We start from the raw sequence: 18,357 nt of genomic DNA on the forward strand, positions 1-18,357 counted from the left end.
CCCGCCCCGCCGCCACCGAACGCGCCCGACTCCGCTCAGCGCCCGGCGGCGGCGCCGGTCGCGGCGGGCCGCCCGCCCTCCAGGTACCGCAGGTCGCCCGCCTCGCGGGCCTCCAGTGCCGCGGCCAGCCGGCGCATCCGCCCGGCGGGCAGCAGCTCGGCGGCCTCCCGGCGGGTGGCGAAGTGCCAGTCCCGCAGCTCCCCCGCGGGCAGCCGCAGCCGCAGCACCTCGGACGGGCCGAGCCGCCCGCCGTCGTACACCAGCCGCAGTCCGCCTCGGCCGCGGCCGAGGCCGGACTCCCAGTCGACCGCGAGCAGCCGCAGCTCCTCGGGGTCCAGCCGCAGCCCGAGTTCCTCGGCCACCTCCCGCACGGCGGCGGCCGTCGGCGACTCCCCGCTCTCCACCACGCCGCCGGGGAACTCCCAGTGCGGCTTGTACGCGGGGTCGACCAGCAGCACCCGGTCCCGGTCGTCGAACAGCAGCACGGCGGCGGCCACGGTGTCGCCGCTGCCGCCCTCGGTGCGCACGATCGGGCAGCGCGCCGCGCCGCTGCGCACCAGGTCGGCGATCCGCTCGGCGGTCTGACGCGGGGTCAGCACGCCGTTGTCGACCATCCGGGCGTCGCCGGCCAGCCAGCCGCGGGCGGCCAGGTAGCCGGGCAGCGCCTCGCGACCGCGCTGGCGCAGGCGCTGGGTGGCCTCCGGGTCGCCGGGGACGTCCTCCCGGGTGGCGATCCGGGCCCGCAGGATGGTCTCCACCGGGTCGAGCACCACGTGGTGGACGGGCAGGCCTCGGCCGGCCAGCGAGCCGAAGATCTCGTCCCGGTGGTCCTGGTCGAGCAGCGTCTCGGGGACGATCACCGCCCCGTCGATCTCGCCGGCCAGCGCGGCGGCGGTCTCGGCGACCAGCCGCCGCCAGGCGGGCAGGACGCGCAGGTCCGGCACGTCCACCCGGTCGGGCGGCAGGGTCGCGCGCAGCACCGTTGCGAGGGTGTCCGGTTCGAACAGCAGGCTACCGGGCAGCAGCCCGACCAACTCCCGGCAGGCGCTCGTCTTGCCCGCCCCGAATGCCCCATTGACCCAGACGATCACAGCATCCCCTGCCCCTCCACCGTGGCCCGGCGGCGTGCACCGGGCAGCGCGGGGCCCGGCCCCCACACCACCCCGAGTGGTACCCACTCCCCGGGCTCCTGAAAGGGGGCTGCTCAGCCCTCGGTGTCGAGCAGCTGCTTCTTCAGCACCTTGCCCATGGCGTTGCGCGGCAGGTCCTCGACCAGCACCACCCGCCGGGGCCGCTTGTGCCCGGACAGCCGGCCCGCCACGAAGTCGATCAGCTGACGTTCCGTCACCGCGCCGTCCTGCGCGACCACGTAGGCCACCACGGCCTGTCCGAGGTCCTCGTCCGGCGCCCCGACCACGGCGGCGTCGGCGACTCCGGGGTGGTCGCGCAGCGCGGCCTCGACCTCGCCGGCGCCGATCCGGTAGCCGCCGCTCTTGATCAGGTCGACCGAGGCCCGGCCGACGATCCGGTGGAAGCCGTCGGGACCGATCACGGCGACGTCGCCGGTGCGGAACCAGCCGTCGGCGGTCCAGGACTCGGCGGTGGCCGCGGGGCGGCCGAGGTAGCCGTCGAACAGGGTGGGGCCCTGGATCTGCAGGTCGCCGACGCTCTCGCCGTCGTGCGGCGCCGGCTGCCCGTCCTCGCCGACCAGCCGGCTGGCCACGCCGGGCAGCGGCACGCCGACCGCGCCGGGGCGGCGTTCGCCGTCGGCGCGGGTGGCGACGGTGATCAGGGTCTCGGTCATGCCGTACCGCTCGGCGGGGGCCTGGCCGGTGAGGTGGCGGAGCTTCTCGAAGACCGGAACGGGCAGCGGGGCGCTGCCGGAGACCAGCAGCCGGGCGGCGCCGAGGGCGCGGGCGGCGTCGGCGTCCGCGGCGATCCGCGACCACACGGTGGGGACGCCGAAGTACAGGCTGCCGCCCGCGGCCGCGTACCCGGCGGGGGTGGGCCGGCCGGTGTGCACCAGGCGGCTGCCGGTGCGCAGCGCGCCGAGCACGCCGAGCACCAGGCCGTGCACGTGGAACAGCGGCAGGCCGTGCACCAGGGTGTCGTCGGCGCCCCACTGCCAGGCGTCGGCGACGCCGTCGAGCCCGGCCGCGACGGCGCGGTGCGGGATCAGCGCGCCCTTGGGCGCGCCGGTGGTGCCGGAGGTGTAGAGCACGAACGCGGTCCGGTCGCCGTCCTCGGCCGGGGGCCGCCAGCCGGCGCCGGGGCGGTCGGCGAGGCGGACCGGAAGGGCCGTCAGGCCCTCGGTGTCGGCGGGGAGTCCGGTGCCGGCCAGCAGGGTGGCGCCGCTGTCGCGCAGGATGTGGGCGCGCTCGACCGGTCCGGAGTCGGGCGGCAGCGGGACCACGGGCACCCCGGCGAGCAGTCCGCCGACCACGGCGGCCACGGTCTCGGCGGTGGGCCGGGCCAGCACGGCGAGCCCGGGCGCGCCGGCGACGCGTTCGGCGACCGCCCCGGCCGCGCCGAGCAGTTCCTCCCAGGACAGCGCCTGTCCGTCCACCACCACCGCGTCCGCGCGGTCCCCGTACACGCCGTCAAGTGCCGTCAGCAGTCCCATGCCGCCCGACTCTAACCAGCCGCGCCCGCCGGGCGCAGCGAGACACCGCTCACCCACCGGGTCGTCACCGTCCGCCCCGAGCTGGGGCGTTACCGAACCACTCCACTTCCTTTACCGAATCCGGTGGCCGGACGGAGCCATGGCGACCACCCGTCTCGGGCTATGGCAGGGTTCCGCCAGTGCCGATGGGATGGGGAGCGCCCCGGCCTGCCGGGCCGGGTGAACCGTCTCTTCGAGGAGTCTCCTTGGGCACGTACCCCGCCACCGCGGGTTCCCGACGCTCCACCGTGCTGCGGGCCGCGGCCCTGCTCGCCGTCGGGGTCACCGCCCTGAGCGGCGCGTCGGCGACCGCCCAGTCCGCCGGCGTCCGCCTGCCGGCCGCCTTCCACCTGCGCCCGGCCTCGGCCGGCCACATCGACGCGGTGGGCCGGGTCGCGCCGATATCCACCTCGGACTGCGTGTCGCAGATCGGCATCCACTGCTACTCGCCGCTGCAGTACCGCGCCGCGTACAACCTGAACCCGCTGTACCAGCAGGGCATCACCGGCAAGGGCCGGACGATCGTGATCGTGGACTCCTTCGGCTCGCCGACCATCCAGCACGACCTGGAGGTCTTCGACCAGCAGTGGGGCATCCCGGACACCCAGGTCGAGGTGGTCAAGTGGGGCGACGTCCCCGTCTTCGACCCGACCAACGCGGACCACACGGGCTGGGCGGGCGAGACCACCCTGGACGTGGAGTACGCGCACGCGGTCGCCCCCGACGCGCACATCGTGCTGGTGGAGACCGGCGTCGCCGAGACCGAGGGCGTCACCGGCCTGCCGGAGATGATGGACGCCGAGAAGGCCGTCATGAAGTCCCACAACGTGGACGTGATCTCGCAGAGCTTCGGCGCGACCGAGAACACCTTCCCGGGCTTCGACAAGGGCAACTTCAAGTCCATCGAGGACCTGCGGTACGCCTTCAGGTTCGCCGCCGCCAAGGACGTCACCGTGCTCGCCGCCTCCGGCGACAACGGCGCGACCGACGCGATGGAGAACGGCAGCGACCTGTACCCGTACAAGGTCAACTCCTGGCCGTCCGCGGACCCGCTGGTCACCTCGATCGGCGGCACCGAGCTGACCCTGGACGACAAGGGCGTCCGGACCGCGCCCGACAAGGTCTGGCACGACGACTACGGCGCGGCCGGCGGCGGCGTCTCCGGCGTCTTCGACCGCCCCTGGTACCAGGCGGGCGTGGCGAAGGTGACCGGCAACCACCGCGGCACCCCGGACATCTCGATGAGCGCGGCCGTGGACGGCGCCGCCTGGACGTACGAGTCGTACGACCCGACCCGGGTCGGCTGGCACCTGACCGGCGGCACCAGCGAGGCCACCCCGATCTTCTCCGGCGTGGTCGCCCTCGCCAACCAGCTCGCCGGCCACCGCCTCGGCCAGCTCAACCCGCGCCTGTACGCCCTCGCGGCGCTGCCCTCCCAGTGGAGCGGCATCACCGACGTCACCGCCGGCGACAACTCCTGGGACGCCGTGACCGGCTACCAGGCCGTCAAGGGCTACGACCTGGCGTCCGGCCTCGGCACCGTCGACGCCAACCGCTTCGTCCACTCCGTCGCGGGCCGCTGACACCCCCTCGGCACGCAAGAAGGCGCGGCCCCCGGTGATCCCGGGGGCCGCGCCCGTGTCCGACTCGCGGCGGCTCAGCCCTTGCGGGCCTTCACCTCGCCGGTGAGCTGGGGGAGGACGGTGAACAGGTCGCCGACGACGCCGTAGTCGACGAGTTCGAAGATGGGGGCTTCGGGGTCCTTGTTGATGGCGACGATGGTCTTGGAGGTCTGCATGCCGGCGCGGTGCTGGATGGCGCCGGAGATGCCCGCGGCGACGTAGAGCTGGGGGGAGACCTGCTTGCCGGTCTGGCCGACCTGGTTGGTGTGGGGGTACCAGCCGGCGTCGACGGCGGCGCGGGAGGCGCCGACGGCGGCGCCGAGGGCGTCGGCGAGGTCCTCGACGACGGAGAAGCCGTCGGCGGCGCCGACGCCGCGGCCGCCGGAGACGACGATGGCGGCTTCGGTGAGTTCGGGGCGGCCGGTGGAGACGCGGGGGGTGCGGGAGGTGACGGCGGCGGCGTTGCCGGTGAGGGCGACGGTGACGTTCTCCACGGCGCCGGCGGCGGGGGCGGGTTCGGGGGCGGTGCTGTTGGGCTTGACGGTGATGACGGGGGCGCCGGTGGTGACGGTGGACTTCACCTGGAAGGACGCGGCGAACACCGACTGGGTGGCGACGGGGCCGGCGGGGCCGGCTTCGAGGTCGACGGCGTCGGTGATGATGCCGGAGCCCAGGCGCAGGGCGGTGCGGGCGGCGACCTCCTTGCCCTCGCCGGAGGAGGTGACGAGGACGGCGGCGGCGTCGGCGGCCTTGGCGATCTGGGTCAGCGCGTCGACCTTGGGGACGACCAGCTGGGAGGTGAACTCGTCGGCGTCGGCGACGTAGACCTTGGCGGCGCCGTACTCGGCGGCCTTGGCGGCGATCTCGGCGGCGGCGGCGCCCGCGCCGAGGACCACCGCGGAGGGGGTGCCCAGCCGGCGGGCCAGGGTCAGCAGTTCGAGCGCGGGCTTGCGCACCGCACCATCGACGTGGTCGACCAGGACCAGGATCTCACTCATGAATTTGCTCCGTATCCCACTTGTTCCTGGTGGACCGTCAGATGAACTTCTGCTCGGCGAGGTACGCGGCGAGCTGCTTGCCGCCGTCGCCCTCGTCGGTCACGATGACGCCCTTGGTGCGGGCCGGGCGGGCGGTGACGTCCTCGACCCTGGTCCAGGAGCCGGCCAGGCCGACCGCGTCAGCGTCGATGCCCAGGTCGTCCAGGTCCAGGGCCTGCACCGGCTTCTTCTTCGCCGCCATGATGCCCTTGAACGACGGGTAGCGGGCCTCGCCGGACTGGTCGGTCACCGACACCACCGCCGGCAGCGCCGCCTCGACCTGCTCGGACGCCGCGTCGCCGTCCCGGCGGCCCTTCACCACGCCGCCCTCGACCGCGACCTCCGACAGCAGCGTCGCCTGCGGCACCCCCAGGCGCTCCGCCAGCAGCGCGGGCAGCACGCCCATCGTGCCGTCGGTGGACGCCATGCCGCACACCACCAGGTCGAAACCGGTCTTCTCCAGCGCCGCCGCGAGGATCGCGGAGGTACCGATCACGTCCGTGCCGTGGATGTCGTCGTCGTTGACGTGCACCGCCTTGTCGGCGCCCATCGACAACGCCTTGCGCAGCGCGTCCTTCGCGTCGTCCGGACCCACCGTCAGCACCGTCACCTCGGCGCCGTCGTTCGCCTCCGCGATCCGCAGCGCCTGCTCGACGCCGTACTCGTCCAGCTCCGACAGGAGGCCGTCCACGCCCTCCCGGTCAGTGGTGGCATCGTCCGCGAAGCGACGGTCACCGGTCGCGTCGGGCACGTACTTCACACAGACAACGATCCTCAAGCTCACGGCCTGCTCTCCTGTTACTGGTCCGATCCGGCGGCTGCGGCAAAGTCTCCGTGCGTGTCGAGCGCGTCTCGGCGCACGCGCGGGGCCCGCGGCCCGGGCGGCGCGCACCGGTGCCCCTCCGGAACTCCCCGGCAGCATACTCACGAGTAGCCCAGCCGTCACTACTCGCCAGTAGCTTACGCTGCCCGCAGGTCCGGCCCGGCACCGTGCCACCGCCTGTGGCCCATCCTGCCCCAGCCGACGGCCCGATGCCGCACTGCCACCTGACTCGACGCCAGATCGCCGCCCCGCCCCCGGCGGACGGACCCGCTAGACGGCCTCGCCCAGCGCGGCGATCACGTCCACCCGGCGCGGCTGCCCCGCGGCCCGCCGCACCACCCGGCCGGACGCGTCCAGCACCAGCACCGTCGGCGTGCGCAGGATGTCCAGCCGCCGCACCAGCTCCAGCTGCGACTCCGCGTCGACCTCCACGTGCGCCACCCCGTCGACCATCCCAGCCACCTCGGCGAGCGTCCGGCGGGTGGCCCGGCACGGCTGGCAGAACGAGGTCGAGAACTGCACCAGGGTCGCCCGCTCGCCGAGCGCCGCCCCGAGCTCCGCGCCGGTCAACCGCACCCCGTCGTCCTTGCCGCGCACCCGCAGCCTCCCGTCCCGCGCCTTCCGCACCACGCCGAAGGCGCCGGCCGCAGCCAGCACCGCCAGGCACACGATCAGTCCGGTCATCCGTCCAGTGTGACAAACCCGGCCCTGGGCCCGGAAGGCGTGCCCCGCTACCATGGCCACCGTGGACGCCCGCACCCCGCACCCGACTCCCCGGCTGACCAGCCGCCGGGTGATCGACCTGTGCCGGGCCTGCACCACGCGCTGTCGCTGACCGCACGCCCCCGACGTCCCGTCAGCACGCCCTTCTCCGGAGCAGCTCCGTGCAGATCGACCCGCGCGGCCCCCGTTTCGCCGCCGTCCTCACCTCCCTCGTCCTCGCCGCCGTCCTGATCACGGGCAACGGCTACCTGCTCGCCGCCCAGACCCTGGTCTTCGCCCTCGGTGCGATCGGCGGCCCCACCCGCTCCCCGTACGGCTGGCTCTACCGCACCTTCGTCCGCCCCCGCCTCGGCCCGCCCGCCGAACTCGAGGACGCCCGCCCACCCCGCTTCGCCCAGAGCGTCGGCCTCGCCTTCGCCCTCCTCGGCACCGTCGGTTACCTCCTCGGCCCCGCCTGGCTCGGCCTCACCGCCACCGCACTGGCGCTGGCCGCCGCCTTCCTCAACGCCGCCTTCGACTACTGCCTCGGCTGCGAGCTCTACCTCCTGCTGCCCCGCAAGGGGACCGGCGAGCGACGGGAGTCCGTGGCGTAGCCCTCGCCGAACCCGGGCCCCCCGAAAGTTCCCCGTGAGATACAAGTCTCGTGGCTGCGCCCCGGGCGTGACAGACCGTGCCCGTTCAGGGGATTATCGGGGGGAAACACCCGTGGCCGCCGCGGCGTGCCGCGACTTCGCGGCCCTGCCACCACGCCCCGGGTACCACTGACCGGGCGCGAGGCCCGTGGGAAGTAGGGCTGACCGTGGCTGAGTTCGTGTACCCGCCGGTGATCCGCACCGCGCTGGCCGCCTTCAAGGCGCTGGACCTGCGGATCTCCATCGTCGGCGCCGAGCACGTGCCCGCCACCGGCGGTGCGGTCCTGGTCAGCAACCACATCAGCTACCTGGACTTCATCTTCGCGGGCTTCGGCGCGTACCGGGTGGCCCGCCGCAAGACCCGTTTCATGGCCAAGGACGACGTGTTCAAGCACAAGGTGTCCGGCCCGCTGATGCGCGGCATGAAGCACATCCCCGTGGACCGCACCGACGGCCAGCCCGCGTACGAGGCCGCCGTGCAGGCGCTGCGCGAGGGCGAGGTGGTCGGCGTGTTCCCGGAGGCGACGATCAGCCGCTCGTTCATGCTGAAGAAGTTCAAGACCGGCGCGGCCCGGATGGCGGCCGACTCCGGCACCCCGTTGCTGCCCGTGATCCTCTGGGGCACCCAGCAGCTGTGGACCAAGGGTCACCCGAAGACCCTGACGAAGCGTCACGTCCCGGTGACCATCATGATCGGCGAGCCGATCCACCTGGCCCCGACCGACAAGCCGGTGATGGTGACCCGCCGCCTGCGCGCCGCGATGACCGAGATGCTGGAGCGGGCGCAGCGCGAGTACCCGGCCAAGCCGGCCGGCCCCGAGGACTCCTGGTGGCTCCCGGCCCAGCTCGGCGGCACCGCGCCCACCCCCGAGCAGGCCGAGGCCGCGGACGAGGCGGAAGCCACCGCCAAGGCGGAGCGCCGCGCCGCCCGCGACACCGCGTGACCGACCCGCACATCCGACGCCCCCTCGGCCCGGTGACGGGCAGGTAGGGGGGCACCACGTGTTCGCCAAGTCGCCGTACAGCAGGCACACCGGACGCGACACCTTCAACGACGGCGACAGCATCTACCGGCCGGCCGTGCTGCTGAAGGTCACCGAGGACGCCGACGGCTACCTCGGCGTCATCACTCTCGCCGCCGACCCGGACCAGAACGGCAAGTAACTCCCGTCCGGTCCCAACCGCCGCCCCCGGTGCGCCTGCGCGCCGGGGGCGGCGTCGCTCAGCTGCCGAACCAGCCCGCCGCATCCAGCCGGAACCCGGACGGCCCGACCAACTGCGCAAGGCCGTCCTCGAGTTCGCGCAGCCGCTGCTCCCCGAGCACCTGCGCCCAGCGCGCCCGGATCTCGTCGAACCCGGCGGCCGACCTGGCCAGCATGTCCAGCCCGCGCGCCGTCAGCCGAACCACTTTGCGCCGGGCGTCGTCCGGATCGTTCACCCGCTCCGCGTAGCCCAGCGCCTCCAGCCGATCGACGGTCTTCCCCGCCGCCTGCTTGGACACCCCCAGCCGCCGCCCGATCTCGCTCGCGGTCGCGCCGTGCAACCCGATCGCCTGCATCGCGAAGCCGTACGCGGGCCGCGCGTCGGGGTGTCCCTGGCGGGCCAGCTCGGCGTGCAACTCGTCGATGATCGTGCGGAATCCGGCGAACAGCAGGAGCGGAAGCTCAAAGCCGTTGCGCGGATCGACAACCTGGTTTACGTTTTGGTCAACCACGTTGTCCATTCTAGGACGCGCAGCCGGGGACTGCCCTCCCGGCCACCCCGGCCTGCCCACCACCGCCCCGAAAGGCACCGCCTTGTCTCCCACCACCACCCCTCCGCGGCCTCCGTCTCCGCCGCCTCCTCCACTTCCACCGGCGCACACTTCCCCGACCTCACCCCCGAGACCGCCCCGCCGGCCGCCCGCCGCCAGCTCGAACAGGTCACCCGTCACCTCGGCTACCTCCCCAGCGCTGCCGCCCGCCTCGCCCACGCACCCCAACTCCTGGACGGCTTCCTGAAGTTGACCGCCATGTTCGAGGCCACCGAGCTCGATCCGGTGGTCCGTGAAACCGTCATCCTCACCATCGCCACCCGCAACGGCTGCCACCTCTGCGTCGCCATGCACACCGCCAAGCTCACCCAGCTCGCCGCCGCACCCGAGCTGATCGACGCGCTGCGCGCCCAACAGCCCCTCCCCGACGTCCGGTTGGAGGCCGTCCGAGGCTTCGTCCACTCCGTCCTCGACCACACCGGCGCCGTCCCCGAGCCCGACCTCGCCGCCTTCCTCGCCCACGGCTTCACCCCGCAGAACGCACTGGAGATCGTCCTCGGCATCGGCGCCTACACCCTCTCCACGTTCGCCAACCGGCTCACCGACGCCCCCGTCGACCCCCAACTCGCCCCCTACGCCTGACCGTCCGCACCCGCTCGGTACGCTCCCCGGGTGACCGACCGCGGCATCGCTCTCCCCGCCCTGCGCCACCAACTGGTGACCGCGGTCCTCACCTTGGCCGCACCCGGCCCCCAGGACGCCGCCTGCGACGCCTTCGACCCCGCGACGGTCCTCGCCACCCTCTTCACGGAAGCCTGCGACGCCGCCGATCCGCTCCCCTGGCTCGGCCACACCCTCCGCACCGATGAGGAAGCCGCCCTGACCGCCGACCTGGGCGCCGCCGTCCGCACCCTGCTGGCCACCCTCCCCGACGACCCCTGCCCGGCTGACCACCTGGACTCCCCGGCCTGGCCCACCGTCACCACCACAGCCGCCCAACTCGCCCGCATCCTGGTCCGCAACGACCACCTGGCCCAGGTCGAACCCGCCCGCTGACGCCTCACGGGGGCCGCCCAACCCGGCCGTCGAAGGGCCCCGCCCACGGCGGGGGCACTTCCCGTTCCCTCGGCTCACCGCCCCGGGCCGTCGCCCTCCCCCGGCAGCTTCTCGGGCAACACGAACACCGGGTTCTCGATCAACCCGACCGCCGCCCCCGCCGGCTCCACCACCGTGGCGACCCGGATCCCCCCACCGACCTCCTGGACCGCCTCCCGCACCGTCGCGCCCGCCGCAACGAACCGCTCCACTGCCGCATCGACGTCCCGCACCCCCCAGTACGTCACCGGGCCGGCCGCCGGATCGCCGTCCGGCAGCAGCGCCAACTCGTACCCCCCGACGTTGAATCCGACATAGAACGGCTCGTCGAAGTACGGCTCCACCCCGAGCACTCCGGACCACCACGCCTTCGCAGCAGCCAGATCAGCCACGGGATAGATCACTGTCCGAAGTCCGAGCAGCATCGCCAACACCCCTTCCATCGATCCCCATTCGCAGAACCCGAGCCTAAGCGCTGCCCGGTCAGTGATCTCAGAGGTCCGGCGGGGATGCCGAGCATGTAGAGCCCGCGCTCCAGGCATCCGACCGCTCATCAGGGTGTACGGCAACCGGCCGCCCCAGTAGAGTCCCCGCTGAAACTTGCTGCAAGACCTTGCATACCGAGAGGCCCACCCACCGCCATGCCAGGACTCACCCCACCCGCCCCCGACGAGCGCACCTCCCTCACCACCTACCTCGCCCAGCAACGTCGTACCCTCCGGGCCACCGCCCACGGCCTCACCGAGGACCAGGCCCGCCTGACCCCCACCGCCGGCGAGCTCAGCATCGGAGGCCTGATCAAGCACGCCGCCCACTGCGAGACCTTCTGGACCGACCTCGTCCTCCAGCACCACCGCGACCCCGAACCCAGCACGGGCGAGTCCGACGAGTTCCACCTCTCCCCCGACGAAACCCTGGCCGGCGCCCTCGCCCACTACGCCGCAGCCGCGAAGCGGACCGACGCGGCCATTGCCGACATCCCCGACCTCGGCCGCGTCGTCCCCGTACCGCCGGGCCTGCCCTGGTTCCCCGCCGAACTCGGCGACTGGACCGTCCGCTGGATCCTGCTCCACCTGATCGAGGAGACCGCCCGCCACGGAGGCCACGCCGACCTCATCCGCGAGGCCATCGACGGCGCGACCCTCTACCCCCTGCTCGCCGCCGCCGAAGCCTGGCCCGACCCGTGGTTCCAACCCTGGAAGCCGGGCCAGTAAACGCGAGAAAGCCCCCTGACATCCCGTCAGGGGGCTTTCTCTGAATGATTGTTCGGCGGCGTCCTACTCTCCCACAGGGTCCCCCCTGCAGTACCATCGGCGCTATGAGGCTTAGCTTCCGGGTTCGGAATGTAACCGGGCGTTTCCCTCACGCTATGACCACCGAAACACTATGAAACTATCCACCGGAAAAGTGGGTCGTTGTTTCAGAACAACACAGTGGACGCGAGCAACTGAGGACAAGCCCTCGGCCTATTAGTACCGGTCAACTCCACCCCTTACAGGGCTTCCATATCCGGCCTATCAACCCAGTCGTCTACTGGGAGCCTTACCCTCTCAAGGAGGTGGGAGTGCTCATCTCGAAGCAGGCTTCCCGCTTAGATGCTTTCAGCGGTTATCCCTCCCGAACGTAGCCAACCAGCCATGCCCTTGGCAGGACAACTGGCACACCAGAGGTTCGTCCGTCCCGGTCCTCTCGTACTAGGGACAGCCCTTCTCAACACTCCTACGCGCACAGCGGATAGGGACCGAACTGTCTCACGACGTTCTAAACCCAGCTCGCGTACCGCTTTAATGGGCGAACAGCCCAACCCTTGGGACCTACTCCAGCCCCAGGATGCGACGAGCCGACATCGAGGTGCCAAACCATCCCGTCGATATGGACTCTTGGGGAAGATCAGCCTGTTATCCCCGGGGTACCTTTTATCCGTTGAGCGACGGCGCTTCCACAAGCCACCGCCGGATCACTAGTCCCTACTTTCGTACCTGCTCGACCCGTCAGTCTCACAGTCAAGCTCCCTTGTGCACTTACACTCAACACCTGATTGCCAACCAGGCTGAGGGAACCTTTGGGCGCCTCCGTTACCCTTTAGGAGGCAACCGCCCCAGTTAAACTACCCACCAGACACTGTCCCTGATCCGGATCACGGACCCAGGTTAGACATCCAGCACGACCAGAGTGGTATTTCAACGTCGACTCCACCATGACTGGCGTCACGGCTTCAAAGTCTCCCACCTATCCTACACAAGCCGAACCGAACACCAATATCAAGCTATAGTAAAGGTCCCGGGGTCTTTCCGTCCTGCTGCGCGAAACGAGCATCTTTACTCGTAATGCAATTTCACCGGGCCTGTGGTTGAGACAGTCGAGAAGTCGTTACGCCATTCGTGCAGGTCGGAACTTACCCGACAAGGAATTTCGCTACCTTAGGATGGTTATAGTTACCACCGCCGTTTACTGGCGCTTAAGTTCTCAGCTTCGCCACGACGAATCGTGACTAACCGGTCCCCTTAACGTTCCAGCACCGGGCAGGCGTCAGTCCGTATACATCGCCTTACGGCTTCGCACGGACCTGTGTTTTTAGTAAACAGTCGCTTCTCGCTGGTCTCTGCGGCCACCACCAGCTCAGGGAGCAAGTCCCCTCACCAGCAATGGCCCCCCTTCTCCCGAAGTTACGGGGGCATTTTGCCGAGTTCCTTAACCACAGTTCACCCGAACGCCTCGGTATTCTCTACCTGACCACCTGAGTCGGTTTGGGGTACGGGCCGCCATGAAACTCGCTAGAGGCTTTTCTCGACAGCATAGGATCATCCACTTCACCACAATCGGCTCGGCATCAGGTCTCAGCCTTAATGTGAGGCGGATTTGCCTACCCCACGGCCTACACCCTTACCCCGGGACTACCACCGCCCGGGCTGGACTACCTTCCTGCGTCACCCCATCGCTCACCTACTACAGGCTTGGGTCGGCGGCTCCACCACGTCCCTTTGTCCGAAGACTCCGGGCCGGCTTCACGGCCTTAGCATCACCTGGTTCGACGTTGGCGCTTCAAAGCGGGTACGGGAATATCAACCCGTTGTCCATCGACTACGCCTGTCGGCCTCGCCTTAGGTCCCGACTTACCCTGGGCAGATCAGCTTGACCCAGGAACCCTTGGTCAATCGGCGCAAGAGTTTCCCACTCTTGTATCGCTACTCATGCCTGCATTCTCACTCGTGAACCGTCCACAACTCGATTCCTCGGCTGCTTCACCCGGCACACGACGCTCCCCTACCCATCACAGCCTCCGTTGGGAGTATTGCTGCAATGACACGACTTCGGTGATGTGCTTGAGCCCCGCTACATTGTCGGCGCGGAATCACTTGACCAGTGAGCTATTACGCACTCTTTCAAGGGTGGCTGCTTCTAAGCCAACCTCCTGGTTGTCTCTGCGACTCCACATCCTTTCCCACTTAGCACACGCTTAGGGACCTTAGTCGGTGTTCTGGGCTGTTTCCCTCTCGACCATGGAGCTTATCCCCCACAGTCTCACTGCCGCGCTCTCACTTACCGGCATTCGGAGTTTGGCTAAGGTCAGTAACCCGGTAAGGCCCATCGCCTATCCAGTGCTCTACCTCCGGCAAGAAACACGCGACGCTGCACCTAAATGCATTTCGGGGAGAACCAGCTATCACGGAGTTTGATTGGCCTTTCACCCCTAACCACAGGTCATCCCCCAGGTTTTCAACCCTGGTGGGTTCGGTCCTCCACACGGTCTTACCCGCGCTTCAACCTGCCCATGGCTAGATCACTCCGCTTCGGGTCTTGGGCATGCAACTCAGACGCCCTATTCGGACTCGCTTTCGCTACGGCTACCCCACACGGGTTAACCTCGCTACACACCGCAAACTCGCAGGCTCATTCTTCAAAAGGCACGCAGTCACAGTCCGAAGACTGCCCCCACGGCTTGTAGGCACACGGTTTCAGGTACTATTTCACTCCGCTCCCGCGGTACTTTTCACCATTCCCTCACGGTACTATCCGCTATCGGTCACCAGGGAATATTTAGGCTTAGCGGGTGGTCCCGCCAGATTCACACGGGATTTCTCGGGCCCCGTGCTACTTGGGAAATGAGCAAGCAAGCCGTACAGATTTCGTCTACGGGGGTCTTACCCTCTACGCCGGACCTTTCGCATGTCCTTCGACTACCCATACGGTTTCTGACTCGCCGACCGGCCGGCAGACCGATCAAGCTCACTCCCACGACCCCGTCACGGCAACCCCTGCCGGGTCTCACACCATGACGGTTTAGCCTCATCCGGTTTCGCTCGCCACTACTCCCGGAATCACGGTTGTTTTCTCTTCCTGCGGGTACTGAGATGTTTCACTTCCCCGCGTTCCCTCCACATACCCTATGTGTTCAGGTATGGGTGACAGCCCATGACGACTGCCGGGTTTCCCCATTCGGACACCCCCGGATCAAAGCTCGGTTGACAGCTCCCCGGGGCCTATCGCGGCCTCCCACGTCCTTCATCGGTTCCTGGTGCCAAGGCATCCACCGTGCGCCCTTAAAAACTTGGCCACAGATGCTCGCGTCCACTGTGCAGTTCTCAAACAACGACCAGACACCCACCTCAACAAGCATGGGACCGGCGACCACTGAGACAACGAAGACTCGTTCCCTCAGGACCCAACAACGTGCCCGACACACCAAGCGGTACCTGTTTTCCACGCCGAAGCAGTACTGGCAGGTCCATACCGTGTGTGCCGAATAGTCAACGTTCCACCCATGAGCAACCGTGCGAGACATTCGCTCGCATCCGGCCATGTGCTCCTTAGAAAGGAGGTGATCCAGCCGCACCTTCCGGTACGGCTACCTTGTTACGACTTCGTCCCAATCGCTGGTCCCACCTTCGACGGCTCCTCCCCTTACGGGTTAGGCCACCGGCTTCGGGTGTTACCGACTTTCGTGACGTGACGGGCGGTGTGTACAAGGCCCGGGAACGTATTCACCGCAGCATGCTGATCTGCGATTACTAGCAACTCCAACTTCATGGGGTCGAGTTGCAGACCCCAATCCGAACTGAGACCGGCTTTTTGGGATTCGCTCCGCCTCACGGCATCGCAGCCCTTTGTACCGGCCATTGTAGCACGTGTGCAGCCCAAGACATAAGGGGCATGATGATTTGACGTCGTCCCCACCTTCCTCCGAGTTGACCCCGGCAGTCTCCTGTGAGTCCCCGACATTACTCGCTGGCAACACAGAACAAGGGTTGCGCTCGTTGCGGGACTTAACCCAACATCTCACGACACGAGCTGACGACAACCATGCACCACCTGTACACCGACCACAAGGGGGCGCCTATCTCTAGACGTTTCCGGCGTATGTCAAGCCTTGGTAAGGTTCTTCGCGTTGCGTCGAATTAAGCCACATGCTCCGCTGCTTGTGCGGGCCCCCGTCAATTCCTTTGAGTTTTAGCCTTGCGGCCGTACTCCCCAGGCGGGGAACTTAATGCGTTAGCTGCGGCACCGACGACGTGGAATGTCGCCAACACCTAGTTCCCAACGTTTACGGCGTGGACTACCAGGGTATCTAATCCTGTTCGCTCCCCACGCTTTCGCTCCTCAGCGTCAGTAATGGCCCAGAGATCCGCCTTCGCCACCGGTGTTCCTCCTGATATCTGCGCATTTCACCGCTACACCAGGAATTCCGATCTCCCCTACCACACTCCAGCCTGCCCGTATCGAATGCAGACCCGGGGTTAAGCCCCGGGCTTTCACATCCGACGCGACAGGCCGCCTACGAGCTCTTTACGCCCAATAATTCCGGACAACGCTCGCACCCTACGTATTACCGCGGCTGCTGGCACGTAGTTAGCCGGTGCTTCTTCTGCAGGTACCGTCACTTGCGCTTCTTCCCTGCTGAAAGAGGTTTACAACCCGAAGGCCGTCATCCCTCACGCGGCGTCGCTGCATCAGGCTTTCGCCCATTGTGCAATATTCCCCACTGCTGCCTCCCGTAGGAGTCTGGGCCGTGTCTCAGTCCCAGTGTGGCCGGTCGCCCTCTCAGGCCGGCTACCCGTCGTCGCCTTGGTAGGCCATTACCCCACCAACAAGCTGATAGGCCGCGGGATCATCCTGAACCGCCGGAGCTTTCCACCAACCCCCATGCAGGAGAAGGTCGTATCCGGTATTAGACCTCGTTTCCAAGGCTTGTCCCAGAGTTCAGGGCAGATTCCCCACGTGTTACTCACCCGTTCGCCACTGATCCACCCCGAAGGGCTTCACCGTTCGACTTGCATGTGTTAAGCACGCCGCCAGCGTTCGTCCTGAGCCAGGATCAAACTCTCCGTGAATGTCTCCACGGGGAGCGGCACAGCAACCACCGGAATAAGGCGGCCCTGCGCACTGCGTCCTCGCTAGTGTTTTACTTCAAAAGGAATCTCCAACCCCAGAGAATCTGAGGCCGGGGATGTCAAAATATCTGGCGTTGACTTTTGGCACGCTGTTGAGTTCTCAAGGAACGGACGCTTCCTTCGAGCCGCATTCCTGCGGACCCTCCGGGCGCTTCGTTCTTTCGTGTTTCCCAGCTTATCAGAGGTTTTCGCCACCGTTTTACCGGTGTTTCCTCGAACTCGCTTTCGTTCGCCCCTCTCGGCGCGACTCCGGAACTGTACGGGGACCGGGCCCCGCGAAGCAAATCGCCTCGGGCATTCTTGGGGCGACGTCGGACACGGCGTCGTGGGAGCCGGCGGCAAGGGGGAGCTCATGGACCTGATCGACTCGATCGCGGCAGCGCTCGGAGCGACGACGGCACCACCGAGCGGCCACGGATCCGGCCACGGATCCGGCCGCGGCCCCGGGCGTCGCCCCGGCCACCGCCGCCTCGTGCTGCCCCTCCTCCCGGGGGAGCCGCGGACACCGCTCACGGTGCACGTCATCGCAGGGGCCACGCCTCCTGCCCGGATCGTGTTCCTGTTTCCGGGCGGCGGCCTGAACGTACTGGCCAACTTCTGCACGGCGGCGCGGCGCAGCCTGGCGGAGGTGCTGGTGGAGCGGGGGTGCCTGGTGGTGGGGGTGGACCCGCGCGAGGACGGGGTCGACCCTGCGGATCCGGATCCGGCGTGTGCGAGGTGGGGGTTGGCAGCGCACCGGGCGGACGCGGATCGGGTGGTGGCGGGGGTCGTGGCTGCGGTGGGGCTGCCGTACGAGGTGCTGGGGCATTCGGCGGGTGCGGCGGTGGCGTTGGACCTGGCGGCGTACCGGGCGTGGGACGTCCGGCTGGAGCGGGTGTTGGTGCTGGACACCACGGGGCCGTACGACGCGGAGGTGGAGCCGGAACTGGTCGAGCGGGCGCGCGGCTTGGCGTCGGCGATGCGGGAGTTGCTGGCGGCGGGGACGACGACGGTCGATCCGGGGCTGCGGGGGTTGTTCGCGCGGGCGGTGGCGGATCCGGACGGGGATTCGCCGGTCCCGCGGCCGGCGGCGGCGGGTGGCGGGTTCGTCAGTAACCGGGGGCTGGTGCACCTGGCGTTGACGCGGACGGCCGAGCTGCCGGGGGCGGCGAACTGGGTGTACCACCACGGGTTGAGCAGTGGGGACTACGAGTTCGGTGCGGCGAGGGAGCTGGATCGGTTCCGGCTGGACCGTTCGCCGTTCGAGGTGTGGGCGGCGGCGGTGCGGGAGTTGGGCAGCGGGGTGCAGCCGGTGGCGTTGCTGCGGGATCTGGCGGCGGTGTGGGGCGGGTGGGCCGAGGTGTACGGGATCGACTGGTCGGCGGTCCGGGCGGAGGTGGTGTGGGTGAACGCGGAAGGGGGTCGCGGCGATCACGACCTGGGCGCGCGGCGGCTCGCGGAGGCGGGCGCGTCGGTGGACTACCGGGTGGTGCCGGGCTACGGGCACGGCGACGTGGTGTGGGCTGTGGACGCCGAGCAGCAGGTGTGGCGTCGGCTGCTGTCCCGGCGGGGTTAGCGGGAACGCGAAACGGCCGGTCCGGAAGAGGGAAGGACTCTCCGGACCGGCCGTATCCGCTCGGCA

The 18,357-nt window shown here is 69.0% G+C and carries 15 protein-coding genes and 3 rRNA genes; 8 read left to right on the plus strand and 10 right to left on the minus strand.

The window, feature by feature from the left end:
* Positions 1 to 35 precede the first annotated feature (35 nt).
* Positions 36 to 1,091, minus strand: coding sequence for an NUDIX hydrolase (locus BX266_RS07775; protein ID WP_099898169.1), 1,056 nt, complete (start codon positions 1,089 to 1,091; stop codon positions 36 to 38).
* Positions 1,092 to 1,204: 113 nt separating this feature from the next.
* On the minus strand, positions 1,205 to 2,623 hold the full coding sequence (locus BX266_RS07780) for an acyl-CoA synthetase (protein ID WP_099898170.1): 1,419 nt from the start codon (positions 2,621 to 2,623) through the stop codon (positions 1,205 to 1,207).
* A 245-nt stretch (positions 2,624 to 2,868) separates the two neighbouring features.
* Between BX266_RS07780 and BX266_RS07785 the strand changes: the two genes are divergently transcribed.
* The gene (locus tag BX266_RS07785) at positions 2,869 to 4,245 is read left to right on the plus strand and encodes a S8 family serine peptidase (protein WP_099898171.1); all 1,377 of its coding nucleotides are present in this window, start codon (positions 2,869 to 2,871) and stop codon (positions 4,243 to 4,245) included.
* 74 nt (positions 4,246 to 4,319) lie between these two features.
* On the opposite strand, the gene BX266_RS07790 is transcribed toward BX266_RS07785, so the two are convergent.
* The 3 genes from BX266_RS07790 to BX266_RS07800 all read right to left on the minus strand — a co-directional run bounded on the left by BX266_RS07790 (position 4,320) and on the right by BX266_RS07800 (position 6,828).
* Positions 4,320 to 5,282, minus strand: a complete 963-nt coding sequence (locus BX266_RS07790) for an electron transfer flavoprotein subunit alpha/FixB family protein (RefSeq protein WP_099898172.1) — start codon at positions 5,280 to 5,282, stop codon at positions 4,320 to 4,322.
* A gap of 37 nt (positions 5,283 to 5,319) precedes the next feature.
* The gene (locus BX266_RS07795) at positions 5,320 to 6,105 is read right to left on the minus strand and encodes an electron transfer flavoprotein subunit beta/FixA family protein (protein ID WP_399169201.1); all 786 of its coding nucleotides are present in this window, start codon (positions 6,103 to 6,105) and stop codon (positions 5,320 to 5,322) included.
* A 309-nt stretch (positions 6,106 to 6,414) separates the two neighbouring features.
* Entirely contained in the window at positions 6,415 to 6,828 is a 414-nt protein-coding gene (locus BX266_RS07800; RefSeq protein ID WP_099898174.1) for a thioredoxin family protein, read from the minus strand.
* Between the two features lie 200 nt (positions 6,829 to 7,028).
* On the opposite strand from BX266_RS07800, the gene BX266_RS07805 reads away from it, so the two are divergent.
* The 3 genes from BX266_RS07805 (at position 7,029) to BX266_RS07815 (ending at position 8,663) form a co-directional block, all read left to right on the plus strand.
* On the plus strand, positions 7,029 to 7,460 hold the full coding sequence (locus BX266_RS07805) for a DUF4395 domain-containing protein (protein WP_099898175.1): 432 nt from the start codon (positions 7,029 to 7,031) through the stop codon (positions 7,458 to 7,460).
* Between the two features lie 206 nt (positions 7,461 to 7,666).
* Complete coding sequence (locus BX266_RS07810) at positions 7,667 to 8,443, plus strand: 1-acyl-sn-glycerol-3-phosphate acyltransferase (RefSeq protein ID WP_099898176.1); 777 nt, start codon at positions 7,667 to 7,669, stop codon at positions 8,441 to 8,443.
* A gap of 58 nt (positions 8,444 to 8,501) precedes the next feature.
* The gene (locus BX266_RS07815) at positions 8,502 to 8,663 is read left to right on the plus strand and encodes a hypothetical protein (RefSeq protein WP_180290412.1); all 162 of its coding nucleotides are present in this window, start codon (positions 8,502 to 8,504) and stop codon (positions 8,661 to 8,663) included.
* A 58-nt stretch (positions 8,664 to 8,721) separates the two neighbouring features.
* On the opposite strand, the gene BX266_RS07820 is transcribed toward BX266_RS07815, so the two are convergent.
* On the minus strand, positions 8,722 to 9,222 hold the full coding sequence (locus BX266_RS07820; protein WP_099898177.1) for a MarR family winged helix-turn-helix transcriptional regulator: 501 nt from the start codon (positions 9,220 to 9,222) through the stop codon (positions 8,722 to 8,724).
* Between BX266_RS07820 and BX266_RS07825 the strand changes: the two genes are divergently transcribed.
* Both BX266_RS07825 and BX266_RS07830 read left to right on the plus strand, forming a co-directional pair.
* Entirely contained in the window at positions 9,202 to 9,894 is a 693-nt protein-coding gene (locus BX266_RS07825; RefSeq protein ID WP_310794773.1) for a carboxymuconolactone decarboxylase family protein, read from the plus strand. The two genes, BX266_RS07820 and BX266_RS07825, sit on opposite strands and share 21 nt — an antisense overlap.
* Before the next feature lie 30 nt (positions 9,895 to 9,924).
* Entirely contained in the window at positions 9,925 to 10,308 is a 384-nt protein-coding gene (locus BX266_RS07830; RefSeq protein ID WP_099898179.1) for an SCO4402 family protein, read from the plus strand.
* 74 nt (positions 10,309 to 10,382) lie between these two features.
* On the opposite strand, the gene BX266_RS07835 is transcribed toward BX266_RS07830, so the two are convergent.
* Complete coding sequence (locus BX266_RS07835; RefSeq protein WP_099907538.1) at positions 10,383 to 10,772, minus strand: VOC family protein; 390 nt, start codon at positions 10,770 to 10,772, stop codon at positions 10,383 to 10,385.
* Between the two features lie 216 nt (positions 10,773 to 10,988).
* Here BX266_RS07835 and BX266_RS07840 point away from each other — a divergent pair, with 216 nt between their 5' ends.
* On the plus strand, positions 10,989 to 11,561 hold the full coding sequence (locus BX266_RS07840) for a DinB family protein (RefSeq protein ID WP_099898180.1): 573 nt from the start codon (positions 10,989 to 10,991) through the stop codon (positions 11,559 to 11,561).
* A 50-nt stretch (positions 11,562 to 11,611) separates the two neighbouring features.
* Here BX266_RS07840 and rrf read toward each other — a convergent pair.
* From rrf to BX266_RS07855, 3 genes are all read right to left on the minus strand, one after another.
* A 5S ribosomal RNA gene (rrf, locus tag BX266_RS07845) occupies positions 11,612 to 11,728 on the minus strand.
* 68 nt (positions 11,729 to 11,796) lie between these two features.
* A 23S ribosomal RNA gene (locus tag BX266_RS07850) occupies positions 11,797 to 14,902 on the minus strand.
* Between the two features lie 257 nt (positions 14,903 to 15,159).
* Positions 15,160 to 16,676, minus strand: a 16S ribosomal RNA gene (locus BX266_RS07855).
* The 16S, 23S and 5S rRNA genes sit together here, the layout of an rRNA operon.
* Positions 16,677 to 17,250: 574 nt before the next feature.
* On the opposite strand from BX266_RS07855, the gene BX266_RS07865 reads away from it, so the two are divergent.
* Positions 17,251 to 18,291 carry an alpha/beta hydrolase gene (locus tag BX266_RS07865; RefSeq protein WP_143686884.1) on the plus strand — a complete coding sequence of 347 codons (1,041 nt, stop codon included), beginning with the start codon at positions 17,251 to 17,253 and terminating at the stop codon, positions 18,289 to 18,291.
* Positions 18,292 to 18,357: the final 66 nt, after the last annotated feature.

Source organism: Streptomyces sp. TLI_171, assembly GCF_003610255.1.
Taxonomy (GTDB): Bacteria; Actinomycetota; Actinomycetes; order Streptomycetales; family Streptomycetaceae; genus Kitasatospora.